This window comes from Streptomyces sp. NPDC020845 (assembly GCF_044334165.1).
Classification (GTDB): domain Bacteria; phylum Actinomycetota; class Actinomycetes; order Streptomycetales; family Streptomycetaceae; genus Streptomyces.
This window is the reverse complement of the sequence record NZ_JBIRSJ010000004.1, coordinates 626,413-639,879: the sequence shown is the minus strand read 5'-3', so window position 1 is coordinate 639,879 and position 13,467 is coordinate 626,413. Positions and strand designations below refer to the sequence as shown.

Sequence of the window (13,467 nt, the reverse complement as noted above, 5' to 3'; positions counted from 1 at the left end):
CACCACGCGTGGTGATCGATGAACCCACGAAGGTGAGATGCCACATGGCCCTCAACCAAGATCGAGAACAGGTTCAAAGCTTGTTCTTTATGGTCTGAGTCGGTTTCTTTCGATGATGCTCTCGGGTCGTTTCACGGTCTTGCCCACGTCGTAGCGGGTGGCGGGCCGCCGGTTCTTCGAACCAAGTGGCCTTCCAGGGGCCGGGAGTTGAGGGTTTCGGTGCACGGGCCGGACAGTGCAGGTGTGGGCGGAGGTTCCGAAACCCCCGGCGGACTCGGGCCGGGGTGAGCCGACCGGCCTCGGCGGGCTTCTCCCACGGCCGCCGCAAGTCGGCGGCGGCCTCGCGCAGAAGGCGGATCTGGGTGTGCGCGGCGATGATCAGCCAAGTCCAGCGCTCGCCGGCCTCGGGGGTGCGCAGCTTCGGACGGGTCCACCCCAGGGTCTGTTTCATCAACCTGAAGAGATGCTCGATGTCGAACCTCCTAAGGAACGCCTGCAGCAGCACGTCGACGTCCTCGCTGTTCAGGCCGGTGGCGGACGACCAGAGCCAGAGCGGGAGCGGGTCGCCTCCGCCGGGCAGGCGGTCGACCTGAAGGCGGATCAGCGTGCCCTCGATGATGGGAAGTTCGCCAATGTGGTCGATCCAGGCGGAGCGGGTGGTCAGGCGGGGGTGGATGCGGTCCCAAGCCATCGCGCGGGCGGTGCCGTACCGGTCGGTGACCTGCGTCGTGGCCGCGTCCGGCTCGCCCCAGGTGTCCGGCTTGGCGAAGCGGAGCTCCTTGCCGTGCTTCGGTGGTCGCCCGCCCCGGGGACAGGACAGGGCGTACTCCTTGAGCGAGGGCGTCGGCCGTCGCATGACGCGGTCGGAGCGCATCCGTCCCAGCACTTCGACCGGGAGGCCGCCCAGGAGGTGGGCCATGCGCGGGGCGTCGTAGCCGGGTCGAAGACGATGAGGATGTCGCGGTCGCCGAAGTGCCAGCGGCCCATCTCGATCAGGTCCGTGACCACCCTGCGGAGCTGCGCGGCGGTGACCTCGGCGACGTCGTCCTCGGGGCCGAGACGGACGGCGTCCAGGAGCTGGCACCAGGACGTCCGGCCCGATTCGAGGGCGGCGACGAAGGAGTACGGCCAGCCGGGGACGAACTGGTCCGAGGACCGTCCGCTGCAACCGTAGACGTGGCAGAACAGGCGGTCCGCGCTGGTCGGTGCGTCAGGACGGAGCCAGTTGCTGACGTCGACCGCCAGGACCAGGCGCCCGTCGGCGGCCCGCGGCATCGGCAGACCGGCCAGCACCTGCCGCAGCCGGGGCACGTCCACGTTCCCGCAGTTCAACGCCTCGTACATCGCGCCGTGCCCGCGCCGATGCTCGGCCACCAGCGTGAGGTCCACCGGCGAGGTCACCGGACCGTCCGCGCACAACAACGCGTCCACGAGTTCGAACAGTTCGCCCCCCGCGGTCAGACAGCCGAATAAGTCCTCCCGGAAGCGTGACGCTTGCGCGAACGCCTCCCCGGGACCGGCGTCAGGCAGCAGACTCACTCTCACGGCCTTCGTCTCGATCGGTGCACCTTGGTCGGAGCACATGATCAGACGAAGGCCGCTTCAATGTCCGGCGAATGCCCAGGTGAGTGATCCAGTTCGAGATGTCGTTCGACGCCGGGAGCCAGGCACGGGCACTGATGCCTCAGCCGGCGAGCAGGGCCTGCATCCACTGGTCTTCGCGTTGCTCGACGTATTCGGCGTCGTTTCGCCAGGCGTCGCCGTGGCCTTCAGCCCACAGCCTTGCCCAGGGCTGGGCTCCTTGGGCTGCCTGGTCGCGCAGGAAGTCGTGCATGGAACGCGTACGGCGCCCCAGCAGAGGGACCAACCGACGACGTTCGGACTCGGCGAGACCGTAGGCATCGGCGAAGACTCGCAGTCGGTCCGCCGCGTCCGGGCTCTGCCAGTCCGGATGCGCGGACAGCGGGATGAACCCGTGAATGGCGTATGCGACATCCCACAGGCGCGAGCCGGGACCTGCAGCGTCCCAGTCGATGAAGGCCCACCGTGCCTCGTCTGCGACCACGAGGTTCCAAGGGGCCAGGTCGTTATGGGCGATGATGTCACTGCCCTCAGCGGGGATCAGCGTCTGCCACTGCGCATCGGACGGCGGCGTGAAGTCATGCACAGCGCTGTGGAAGTCCCGGATCAGCCGTGCAATGCGAGCCAGTTGTCGAGCGGGTTCCATCAGCGAGAACCGATCGGGCCAGACCACATCTCCCGGCATGAAGGACAGGACCTCACGCCCCTGATCGTCAATGCCGAGTGGGCGAGGCGCCGCGCCAAATCCCACCTCGTGCAGGTGGGCAAGCAGGGCATGCACAGCGGGAGTCCATGGTCCGGCCGGACGGCGAACGGTGTCCCCGACGCGAACGACACCATCACTGACGTTGCCGCCGGACAAAGGCTGTTCATCATCGTGCCGCATCGAACCAGTGTGTCGGATCAGCTGGTCTGGATCACCCCATTAAGGGGGAGCGTCAGAGTAGGGACGGAGGTTAAAGAACAAGCAAAGAAGCGTGCATCAAACGCCCTTCAGAACACGATCAAGTGCCGCCCGGCCTACAGGTCCCCAGTGCGGCTTGCCGCCGGGAAGGCCCCGGTCTCCGTTCTGCCCCATGAGCATCAGGAACAGGCTCTTCATAGCAGCCAGCCCGCGGGCGCGCCGGATCGCCGCCTCGTCTGCATGCGCGTACATGTCGAAGAACCGTGAGGCCGTGCCCGCGGGCAGCAGCACCCACGCGGCGGCCAGGTCCCACGCCGGATCGCCGGCGAACAGGGCACCGAAGTCGACAATGCCCGAGAGCGTTCCGTCCGAGACGACGACGTTCGCGGGATGGAGGTCGCCGTGCACCCACACCCGCGGGCCCTCCCACGCATCGGCCGCAACGGCGTCGTCCCAGACGGCCCGGACGTCGGCAGCGATGTCGTCGGGGACAACGGCCTGGAAGAAGTTCTCGAAGCCGTCCGTGCAGTTCCTGGGATGGGCACCGAAGTCCGCAGAGATCGGCGCCTCGGCGGGCGCCTCCACATGGAGCGCCCGGAGGAAACCCGCCAGCGTGTCGGCCGCGTGGGCCCCGCGGCTGATCGAGCCGTGGTCCAGCGGCTCGCCGGGAACCCACATCATCACGGTCCAGTGCTTGGGAAAGCGCTCGGACGGTTCGCCGAACCGCACCGGGAGCGGCACCGGGAGCGGCAAACGCGGGGCCAGCACCGGTAGCCACCGCCGCTCCTTGAGCTGGAGCTCCGGGGTGGGGTCCATGCGCTGCATGCGCACGGCCAACTCGTCCCCGAGGCGCCACATTTGGTTGCCCCAGCCGCCCGCCACCTCCCGGATGGCCAGCCCTGCAAGGTCTGGATGTTGCTCCTGCAGCAGGTCGCGGACCAGGTCTGCGGTGATTTCGATCTCGGTGCCGGTCATGCGAAGTCACAGTACCGAGGCGGCAGGCGGAGCAGTTCTCGCTCTCCGGAACATCTCGCTGTGATCCCTCTGGCATCACCAATTCGGTTTCAAAGACCTGCAGATCAGAAGCTTCGGGACAGCACGGCCCCAAAGTTCAGAGAAACGTGCAGCCGCTGCCCGGTCCTCCAGACCGACCCCCGCCAACGGGGCCGCCTCATCGAGATCATCCAGAACCTCCGCGAACGCATCCGCGAAGCCCGCGGCAACGGCTGGCTCGGAGAAGTCGAAGGGCTCCAGGTCCGCCTCAACGCCGCCACCGTCAGGCTCAACAGCCTCAGCCGGCCCCGGCCGACGGCCGGCCACAACTGGTCGACCTCGGTTTGCCCGTCTTCACCGACTCAACTTCACGACCTCAGACCGATTCGAACCTCATGGCCGGCCGGGCTTGTGGGCAAGAAAGGTAGCGAAAGTCCTCTCAGCCCCTTCCCTGGGCTCCTCCACCAGACGTGCGGTGAGGACGAGCCCGGCCTGCTTCAGGAGTTCGGCAATCTGATCAGGCGGCAGCAGACAGGACTCGTAGGACACCGGATGACCGCCGTATGCCTGTGTGGGACGTAGATGCCGGCCAGCCCCTACGCGGCCGGCCAGCATCAAGCAGCCGCCAGGCGCGAGAGTCCGGTGAAACTCGCCGAACACCACCGGCAACAATGTCGGTGGCGTGTGGTGGGCGGAGCAGTACGCGAGGATGCCGCCGAGGCCGTCGTCCTCGATCGGCAGCGAGGTCATGGAGCCGACGCTCAAACGCAGATCTGGGTAGGCACTACGGGCCAGCTCGACCATGGCGGGCGACAGGTCCATGCCGAACGCAGACACTTCCCGTTCGGCAAGGTAAGCCGTGACCTTGCCAGGCCCACAACCCAGGTCGGCAACGGGCCCAGGGCCGACCGTGCGCACCACCTCTGCAAAGACGTTCAGCATCCCTCGTGACAGCGGATCCAGCTCCGCCGCGGCTTTGACCTGTTCGAAGTAGTCGGAGGCGACCGTGTCGTACGACTCCCGGACGGCGGCGAGGCAGGAGAGATCAGGCACGCGGGCGACTCCAGTGAGGCCCCGCAGCACAGGTGATCACTTTCTCAGTCCGGACAAGGCTGCTGCCGTTCGGCGATGGCGCGGCGGGCATCGGCCGGTGCCGGGGCCCGGCGGCCGGGCTGCGGCACGGTGCGCAAGCGGGAGTGGCGCAACAGGGCCGCGTCGGCGTTGTAGTCGCCCAGCGCGTACCAAGCGCCGTCCGGGCGCTGCACCCGGTTCAGGATCAGGCAGTGCTCATGGAGCAGGGGAAGCCGTCGCGGTTGTCGAAGTTCCGCCACGCCGCAACGACCAGGGCAGGGGCCTTTACACGCTGACGGCCAGAAGACCACCGGGTCTCCGCGATCTCATCCTCCAGCCAGCGCAGCACGGTGGCGATGGCCCGCTCGTGCGCCCGCTCGTGCGCCCGCTCGATGACCCGCCGGGTGTGGTCGTCTCCCAGCGCCCACAGCACGATCAGGCTCGCCTGCGCCCGGAAGACTAATTCGACGGCGAGCACGGGGGTCTGCTTCCGCTTCCCGACCTCTTCGATCAGCTGCCCGAGAACGGTCTCCAACCGCGCCGTGTCGGGGTCAGCGCCGGCGTCCAGGCGCTCACGCTCCATCCGGTCGGCGTCCGGGTGCCGGCCCTCGCCGAACAGCAGCTCCATCTGTCGCTGCGTCACCGCCTCCCCGGCGGTGAGACCGAGCGCGGGCAGGCCGCGGCCCATCCACACCCCGGGCGGGAGCCCGGCTTCATCCTGAACGCCTTTCAGCAGCATGCGGGCCGGACCGCGACCGTCCGCGAAGACACCCCCGCACGTAATACCGCCAAGCGTTCCGCCTCCGGACCTTCGCCACACTGATCATCCCCACAGGGGACACAAGCCCTGACCTGCAAAAAAGCGCGATCCCGTGAGGCGGGAGGGTTCACCAGAACTTCACGGCCCACCCCGCACGGCGCCAGCCGGCGGCGACGTCACGCCCGCCCTACGGGCGCCACCTTTCGCACCCACCGCCCCTACCGGAGGCCATGCAAATGCTGCGCGACGACCAGCCACCACGCCCCCGCACGCCCCCGCACGCCCCCGCACGCCCCAACAACCCACAGCAGCCGACCCCACCGTCAGGGCACGCCCACCTACGTACCACTCCCCCACCCCACGGCCAAGACGCTCCGCCCCGCACCACGTCACCGACCCCCTCCACCCCAGACACAGACCCACCGCCCCCGGCACGCGCCGGGGACGTCGTGCTTCCTGGAGGACCGACGTGCCGGCCTACGAGGCAACGCCCCGCTTCACAGCCGGCCATCACCACCTCACCCCCGAACAGCACCGCCGCTTCCGCCAGACCGTCACCGCCCTCGTCGACAACCTGCGCACCGGGACCTTCCGCACCGGCCTCCGCGTGAAGGGCGTCCGCCGCACCCGGCGTCTTTGAGCTCACCTGGGACGGCCACGGCCGGGACACCTGGTCCTACGGGCCGGAGACAGTCCACGGCGCACCGCACACCATCTGGCGCCGGATCGGCACCCACGCTGTCCTCGCAGGTCCCCGAGCAAGAGACTTGCCGGGGAACCGGGCTCAGCTCACCGTTGCACTCTGAGATCTGGCCTACTCGATGACCGTGCTCATGGTGGTTCCCTTTGCTCGTGTCCGATCGCGTGCGGCCCGGCCCGGTGAGCCGGCATCGTGCCGGCCTACGCACCCGGGGACCGTAGTCACGCCCGGCTGTGCGGCGGTTCAGATAGAAGGCCTCCACACCAATGAACCGATGACTGCCCCACTCGGCAGCGAACTCCATACGGCCCGGGGGCGGACCCCATGCACCCCGGGCCGTCCGCGGCCCCCTAGAACGAGCGGTTCAGGCGGAGAGCCAGGTAGCAGCCGCCGGCGCGGCCGTCCGTGTCGTCACCCACCGTCACGGGATTGGTCTCATCGACCGTGTTCCAGCCGCCCTGCGGAATGTACCCCCTGCACTGCCCCGAGGCGTCGCGTCCGCCATCGCCGGACCACTGCACATTGAGGATGATGTCCGAGCGGCCGGACAGGGCGAAGGTGAGGTTGCACCAGCCCGCGCGGTTGTCGGTGTCCACCCGGATGTTGTCGCCGAACGTCCTGTACGTCTTGATCGGGATCGTGTGCGTGCCCTCGTTCTCGCACTGGCTCTCGTCGCTGCCGGGCTCCGCCATCCAGGTGTAGGTGACGTTCAGGCCCGCGAGAGTGTTCGACGGGTCGTAGATGCCGAAGGCCAGCCGGCAGCCGCCCGCGCGGTTGTCGGTGTCCAGGCGGATGGCGGAGGTCCAGTCAGGCGCGGTGACCCACCGCTCCGGCGGATTCGTCGGCCCGTCGCACTGGCCGTCTCCGTCGGAGTAGAACCGGACGCCCAGTTCGGGCGCGGCGTTGGCCGAGGACGGCGCCGCGTCGGCCGAGGTGGCCGACAGGCCGCTCACCATCAGTAAGCCGACCGCCAGCACGGCCGCCCGTCGGGCCGATCTGCTGCCCAGCTTGAGCTTTCTCACGTGTGTCTCCCACGATGTCTTCGGTTGATCCGGAAAAGGTGCCGAACCGTGCCACGAGCGTGAATGACCATCACTGCACTCCCGTTGGTGCGCTGGGGCGGAGAGGAACAGAGAGGTACGGAGAGAAACCGAGGTGGATCAGACAGGGGAGCGCGGATCGGCCCCCTCCAAACCGAGGCGCCGCGCCGAGGGCGCGGCGACGACGCCAAATCATCCAGGGCACATCAGGACAAGCAGTAAGGCCGATACCGGCCAGGTACCGTCAATATCGGGCAATGTCCGGCCGAAATCAGCGCCACCGGGCCATACCGGACGAACCGTGATCGCCGCGCCAGTTGCCAGCCGCCGGAACGGAAACCGGTTGACGACCCGGCCCTTGAGAGGCGCGGAAGAGAACGTCGGCCAGGACGGGGGAACCTGGCCGACACCGGACCGAGGGGTACGGGCCGCCGGCGATGGCGGTCGCCTTCGCGGCGAAACACACCATGGGGCTTCAGCCGAACGATCTTCCCCACAGGCAATAAGCGAGGCCCGGGGACACTGTCCACCGGCCGGCACCCGCGAAAACTCCAACCAGCACCGATCCCCAGACATTCCCGCACCGGAACCGATCAGCCCGAGGAGAAAGTGCCTGGCTGCCGGCCTTCAGGTGCCCGCAGGACCCCCTGCCGGACGGTCGCATCGACGACCTCTTCGATATCAGCCCCGGCGTCATCAACACCGACTGGACCGACAAGGCCACCGACCCAATCGGCCGCAAGGCCGCCCAAGAACTCAACGAGGCCGCCATCACCCACGAGAGCGTCGCCGACGCCCTCGACCACGCCCTCGACCAGTCCGCCGTCCACGCCGTCGTCCACGCCCTCGTCCACGCCCTCGACCAGTCCGCCGACATCACCGTCAACGACCTGGCCATCTCCCCGACCCACCAGAACCGGCAACACCCGCAGAGCCGTGCCCAACACCCCACCACAGGCCGCAGTGAGCGGCATGGAAACCTCCCACCACACCCGGTCCGCCTCCGTCACCCCCGAGACGATCGCGGACCAGGCTCTGCTGGGGAGCCTGCGCCGCTGGGCCGAGAAGCACCGTCACACGGCAGCAGCAGGTTGGCGCCACATCACCCCTCACGGCAGGACACGTTCCAGTGTGCAGTCCGCAACCCTCGCCAGCAGGACAACAACCACACCGACGACCCGCCGCCTCACCGGGCGACACCCCGCACGGACCCCCTCACCGCTCTGCCAGCCTGCCTGAGCATGGCCATCAGAAACGAAGTCTCCTACCCAAGCAGTCACCAAGTCAGTTGCTCGCCAAGACACAAGCACTGACGGCACGGCTCTCAGCCACACCGCTGCTTTTGAGTGTGCCCACGCAAAGCCATTGCGTGTCTTTACCGTACGCGCACCCATTGATCCTCACGTCAGTCAGCGCGTAACCCCGACCCGCAAGACAGCACTGGCAGTCAGCTGGACCGGCCTGAACCGGAGCTGCCACCACCACCGACCCGGCAATCAGCGCGGCAGCCGCCAGGGATGAAGCGAAACCCCCAGCAAACAGCCTACTTTGCCCTCATCACGAAGATCCCCCCGGCAACTCGAGTAGCTGATGAATTCAGCCTTTCATCCAAGGCAACAGACACACCAGGACGCGAACCGGCCATACCGGACCGAAGCCGACGTTCAGACAGAGCCGCGGACTTCCGTCCTGCTCGCCGGGGACGACGCCATCAAAGCCGTCACGATCGCTGCGACAGATGTGCCCGACGAGCTGTTCGTCGCACTGGCGCCCCTCGGATCTGGGCCGCCTGCGGCGGGCGGAACAGGCCGAGACGAACAGACCGAGTTCCCAACACACGAGCTCGACCCCAAAGCCGTCGCCGAGCCACTCCGCAGACGGACATCTTCAACCAGGGCAAACAGCTCTGACAAAGGCTGGAAAACTCCCTGCCCGACCACGTACCTCACTCCAACGAGCAAAAACCAAGCCATCGCAACTGACACTCGACCCGAACAGCCCAGGCCGATAACAGAAATGAGGAACAAACCCGTTGCCCCGGCACCTGCTCCGCTTCCCTGATGAGGTTCGGGAGTTCTTCCGTATCCTCGCCGCCCGTCGCCAGCGCGGGCCAGCCGCCCGTGATGCGCCTGGCCTCCGGCCGGCACTTCGAGGCGGGCGTCAACCTGTCCACGTGGGCCATAGCGCGCCGTCTACCCCGCACGCTCATCGGGGCAGCCCGCCTCGGCTGGCGCACCGACCGTCCCGCCGTCCTGGCCCTCATCGGCTGCCAGATCGGTGCCGCCGCCCTCACCGCGACCGCGCTCGCGGCCACCTCCCACGTGCTGGCCGCCGTCTTCACCGGCGGCGACATCGCCGCCGACCTGCGCGAGAGCCTGACCTCCGTGGTGGTGCTCGCCCTGGCTCCGGTCGCTACCTCCTCGATGCCGGCTCCCGCGCCGCCGCGGCCCAGCTCGCGCCGAAGGCGGTCCGTGAGGCCGGCCTTGAGGTCATCACCGCGGCCGCGGCCGCCGAGCTGGTGGCGTATGAGGACCCGGACTTCGAGGATGCCCACGCCGCCGCATCCGACGGCGGGGACAAGACCGGTGGCCTCATCCTCCGCGCGGGCCCGGGTCGGTGGCCGGCGTCGCCCGGGGCGGCTTCGCTGAGCGGGCACGGCTTCCGCGACCGCCTCCCTGAGTCCTGGTCCTCCGCCGCCTGGATCTCCAACTCCTCACGTAAGGCGGGTCGGGCGGAACCACACCGCGGCGCCACCGACCTCGCCAGCAGCCTCCCGCCTCGTCGTCTGGCTGCTGGCTCTGCCAGCTGCGGAGACGAGTCACATTCGGCAGGATGCTGGGAAGCATCACGTTGCACAGCGAGGGGGCATCTGGTGGCTGGGCGGGGTCGTCTTTCACGGCTGGAGCTGATCGGGGAGAAGCGCCGTGCGGGGTTTGTGGGGCGTCACGGGGAGTTAGCCGCGTTCCGGAGCAATCTGGTGGCTGATCCGGAGAGTGGTCCTGAGCTGCTGTTTCATGTCTCTGGTCCGTCCGGGGTTGGCAAGTCGACGCTGGTGCGGCAGTGGGCGGCTCTTGCACGGAAGGCAGGGGCAGTCACCGCATGGGTGGATGAGGGGTGCGTCAGCGTCGTTGAGGCGATGGAGTCCATCAGCGCACAGCTCGCGTCGCAGGGGGCGACGCTGAAGGGTTTCGACAAGCAGCTCGGGCTGTACCGGCAGCGGAGGCACGAGGCCGAAGCCGTCACGCCCGACGTCTCCGAGCCCGGTGCGAGCGGCAGCCCAGAAGTGTCCGCGCCAGTCCCTCCGTCGGCATCGAGCACGTTCGTCTCTCAGCTCGGCCTGGCGGGGGCGGGCATGGTGCCGGGGCTCGGGGTGGTCGCGGGAGCAGTGGATCCCAATCGGGTGGCGGCGTCGATGGACCGGTGGCGGGCAGCGCTCAGTGCCCGTCTGCGCAGCCACGACGATGTGCAGCTGGTGATGTCGCCGGTACAGGTGCTCACGCCAGTCTTCCTGGAGGAGCTGGCTGAGGCCGCGGGCCGGCAGGAGTGGGTGGTGCTGCTCTTCGACACCTATGAGCGCACCGGGCCGGTACTTGATACATGGCTTCGGGATCTTGCCCTCAGCGACCGGTACGGGGAACTGCCAACGAACATCCTCGTGGTCCTCGCCGGGCAAGGGCAGCTAGACCCTCGATGCTGGGGCGAGCATATGAGTCTGATTGCAACCGTGCCGCTGGACGTCTTCACCGAGGCTGAAGCTCGTCAATTCCTGGCGACCAGACAGGTCACGGACGAGCGGGTCGTCGAAGTCATCCTCCAGCTTTCCGGGCGACTACCGGTCCTACTGTCCCTGCTGGCCGAGTCCCGGCCTACCAGTGTGGAGGAAATCGGTGATGCCAGCGGCACCGCCGTGGAGCGATTCCTGAAGTGGGAGACAAACCCTACTCGGCGCGCTGCCGCACAAGCTTGCGCTCTGCCACAGGAGTTGAACGAGGACATCTACCGTGCCGCCGTCGAACCAGAAGCCGTCGACCTGTTCGATTGGCTGCGGGGCTTGTCCTTTGTCACCGACCGCAGCGGCCGCTGCCATTACCACCAAGTTGTCCGCACCACCATGCTCCGCCTTCAACGCACCAAATCCCCCGCCCGCTGGCACCAACAGCACACCCACCTGGCCGACACCTTCCGAACCTGGCGTCATCAGCTCCAGAGCAGCGCCCCCGCACAAGACGTCCGGCAGTGGTGGGATGACAGTCGCTGGCGCGAGCACAAGTTGCAAGAGACTTACCACCGCTTGTGCGCCACGCCTGAGCAAGCCCTGGCTGATGCGCTACGAGAACTCCTGGACGCCTATGACTACGCCACTGCCGCCCTCCGCCGCTGGGCACAGATGCTCGCCCAAGCGGGTCACGACACCAGCACCAGCACTCTCGCCCACTGGGGACAACAGATCCTCGCCGCGCTGGAGGACACCTCCGGCCCTGGGATCGCCGCTTTGACGCTCCTGCTTCATCAGGACACCCTCGACGTCCCTGGCCGAGCTCTGGCTTTCACCCTGCGTGGCCGAGACCGTCGCGACGCGGGACGCTACGAACGAGCCGTCAGCGACTACGAAGAGGCCTTGACCTTGGTGCCTGGCTTCGCACGGGCCTACTTCGGCCGTGGCGAGACCTATCGGATGATGGGGCGCAACGACGACGCCCTCACGGACTTCAACCATGCGATCGAACTCGACCCTGCTGACACTGTCGCGATCGCCAGCCGCGGCCAGACATACCGTGCTATGGGACGCTATGACGAAGCCCTCACTGACCTGAACCGCGCCATCGAACTCGACCCCAGCCTCGACTGGGCCATCGCCGACCGCGGCGAAACCCACCGGCTCATGGGCCGATACGAAGACGCCCTCACCGACCTCAACCGCGCCATCGAACTCGACCCCAACTACACCTGGGCCATCACCAACCGCAGCGAGGCTTACCGGCTCATGGGCCGATACGAAGACGCCCTCACCGACCTCAACCGCGCCATCGAACTCGACCCCAACCTTGAGTGGGTCATCGCATTCCGCGGCGACACCTACCGGCTCATGGGCCGATACGAAGACGCCCTCACCGACCTCAACCGCGCCATCGAACTCGACCCCAACTACGACTTCGCCATCGCCAGCCGCGGCGAAACCCACCGGCTTACGGGCCGGTACGAAGATGCCCTCACCGACTTCACCCGCGCCATCCAACTCCAGCCAGACACGGACTGGGTCATCGCCGAGCGCGGCGAAGCCAACCGGTTCATGGGACGCTACGAAGAAGCCCTCACCGACTTCAACCGCGCCATCCAACTCGACCCCGACTACGACTTCGCCATCGCCGAGCGCGGCGAAACCTACCGGCTCATGGGACGCTACGAAGAAGCCCTCACCGACTTCAACCGCGCCATCCAACTCGACCCCGACTACGACTTCGCCATCGCCAGCCGCGGCCAAACATACCGGCACATGGAACGCTACGAAGAAGCCCTCACCGACCTGAACCGCGCCATCGAACTCGACCCCAACTACAGCTGGGCCATCGTCAACCGCGGCCAAATCTACCGGCACATGGGACACTTCGAAGAAGCCCTCACCGACCTGAACCGCGCCATCGAACTCGACCCCAACTACAGCTGGGCCATCGCCGACCGCGGCGAAACCCACCGGCTTACGGGCCGGTACGAAGATGCCCTCACCGACTTCACCCGCGCCATCCAACTCCAGCCAGACACGGACTGGGTCATCGCCGAGCGTGGCGAAACCTACCGCCGCATGGGACGCTACGAAGAAGCCCTCACCGACTTCAACCACGCCATCGAGCGCGGCTTCGACCCACTATTCCTTGTGGGGCGCGGCCAGATCTACCGCGCTATGGGCCAGTATGACAACGCGCTCACGGACCTCAACCGTGCCATCTACCTCGATCCAAATGAAGGCTGGGCGCAGTATGAGAAGGCGTTGGTGCTGCATGCTTTGGGTGAGCCTGGTCAGGAAGAATGGCTGGAGCGGGCCGCTGAGGTTTTCAGGCGTGTGTCAGAGGAAGCCGGTCAGGAGGCTGCCTGGGGAAAGGCCAATCTGTTCGTTGTCATGTGTGCGATGCCGCGTTGGGAACAAGCGACCCAATGCCTGGACGATTTCCTAACTGGGGAACCATCGACTGACTTGCTGGTCGAGGCAGTGAGGGATCTGGAGGAATTGGCGGATGCTATGCCCTCCCTCGCGGAGCGGCTATTGCCCTTCCGTGAGCGGATCGAAGAGGCACGGCAGCAGGCCGGTTGACCGGACCGTCGCTCCCCTTCAGCTGGCCGAGGTTGATGTCACGCCTCAAGCTCAGGGCGCGCTGGTGATCGTTCTTCTGTGCGTTGCCAGGAGGAGGGGCGGGACTTCACT

10 protein-coding genes and 1 pseudogene are annotated in these 13,467 nt (G+C 67.3%); 3 read left to right on the top strand and 8 right to left on the bottom strand.

The genetic code is table 11. The features are described from left to right. Nucleotides 1-87 precede the first annotated feature (87 nt). From ACH4U7_RS12720 to ACH4U7_RS12695, 6 genes and pseudogenes are all read right to left on the bottom strand, one after another. Nucleotides 88-1,539, bottom strand: a pseudogene (locus tag ACH4U7_RS12720) (NF041680 family putative transposase). A gap of 145 nt (nucleotides 1,540-1,684) precedes the next feature. Continuing rightward, nucleotides 1,685-2,467: a phosphotransferase gene (locus ACH4U7_RS12715; RefSeq protein WP_398527949.1), complete on the bottom strand. Its 783-nt coding sequence runs from the start codon at nucleotides 2,465-2,467 to the stop codon at nucleotides 1,685-1,687. A gap of 96 nt (nucleotides 2,468-2,563) precedes the next feature. Next, nucleotides 2,564-3,460, bottom strand: coding sequence for a phosphotransferase (locus ACH4U7_RS12710; protein WP_398527948.1), 897 nt, complete (start codon nucleotides 3,458-3,460; stop codon nucleotides 2,564-2,566). Nucleotides 3,461-3,871: 411 nt separating this feature from the next. Next, nucleotides 3,872-4,531 carry a class I SAM-dependent methyltransferase gene (locus ACH4U7_RS12705; RefSeq protein WP_398527947.1) on the bottom strand — a complete coding sequence of 220 codons (660 nt, stop codon included), beginning with the start codon at nucleotides 4,529-4,531 and terminating at the stop codon, nucleotides 3,872-3,874. Between the two features lie 44 nt (nucleotides 4,532-4,575). Then, a complete protein-coding gene (locus ACH4U7_RS12700; protein ID WP_398527946.1) occupies nucleotides 4,576-4,743 on the bottom strand; it encodes a hypothetical protein in 168 nt (55 codons plus the stop codon). Nucleotides 4,744-4,754: 11 nt separating this feature from the next. Beyond that, entirely contained in the window at nucleotides 4,755-5,288 is a 534-nt protein-coding gene (locus ACH4U7_RS12695) for a relaxase domain-containing protein (protein ID WP_398527945.1), read from the bottom strand. A gap of 490 nt (nucleotides 5,289-5,778) precedes the next feature. Between ACH4U7_RS12695 and ACH4U7_RS12690 the strand changes: the two genes are divergently transcribed. Then, nucleotides 5,779-5,949: a hypothetical protein gene (locus tag ACH4U7_RS12690; RefSeq protein ID WP_398527944.1), complete on the top strand. Its 171-nt coding sequence runs from the start codon at nucleotides 5,779-5,781 to the stop codon at nucleotides 5,947-5,949. A gap of 410 nt (nucleotides 5,950-6,359) precedes the next feature. Here the strand turns inward: ACH4U7_RS12690 and ACH4U7_RS12685 are convergent, their stop codons facing one another. Both ACH4U7_RS12685 and ACH4U7_RS12680 read right to left on the bottom strand, forming a co-directional pair. Then, nucleotides 6,360-7,031 carry a hypothetical protein gene (locus ACH4U7_RS12685; RefSeq protein ID WP_398527943.1) on the bottom strand — a complete coding sequence of 224 codons (672 nt, stop codon included), beginning with the start codon at nucleotides 7,029-7,031 and terminating at the stop codon, nucleotides 6,360-6,362. Nucleotides 7,032-7,642: 611 nt separating this feature from the next. After that, a complete protein-coding gene (locus ACH4U7_RS12680) occupies nucleotides 7,643-8,059 on the bottom strand; it encodes a hypothetical protein (RefSeq protein ID WP_398527942.1) in 417 nt (138 codons plus the stop codon). A gap of 1,113 nt (nucleotides 8,060-9,172) precedes the next feature. On the opposite strand from ACH4U7_RS12680, the gene ACH4U7_RS12675 reads away from it, so the two are divergent. Both ACH4U7_RS12675 and ACH4U7_RS12670 read left to right on the top strand, forming a co-directional pair. Next, nucleotides 9,173-9,697, top strand: coding sequence for a hypothetical protein (locus ACH4U7_RS12675; RefSeq protein WP_398527941.1), 525 nt, complete (start codon nucleotides 9,173-9,175; stop codon nucleotides 9,695-9,697). 224 nt (nucleotides 9,698-9,921) lie between these two features. Beyond that, nucleotides 9,922-13,356: a tetratricopeptide repeat protein gene (locus tag ACH4U7_RS12670; RefSeq protein WP_398527940.1), complete on the top strand. Its 3,435-nt coding sequence runs from the start codon at nucleotides 9,922-9,924 to the stop codon at nucleotides 13,354-13,356. Nucleotides 13,357-13,467 lie beyond the last annotated feature (111 nt).

What these genes read in the sequence shown, in the direction of transcription:
- ACH4U7_RS12715 (WP_398527949.1), bottom strand. Translation starts at nt 2,467, where the DNA reads ATGCGGCACGATGATGAACAGCCTTTGTCCGGCGGCAACGTCAGTGAT.
- ACH4U7_RS12710 (WP_398527948.1), bottom strand. Translation starts at nt 3,460, where the DNA reads ATGACCGGCACCGAGATCGAAATCACCGCAGACCTGGTCCGCGACCTG.
- ACH4U7_RS12695 (WP_398527945.1), bottom strand. Translation starts at nt 5,288, where the DNA reads ATGCTGCTGAAAGGCGTTCAGGATGAAGCCGGGCTCCCGCCCGGGGTG.
- ACH4U7_RS12675 (WP_398527941.1), top strand. Translation starts at nt 9,173, where the DNA reads ATGCGCCTGGCCTCCGGCCGGCACTTCGAGGCGGGCGTCAACCTGTCC.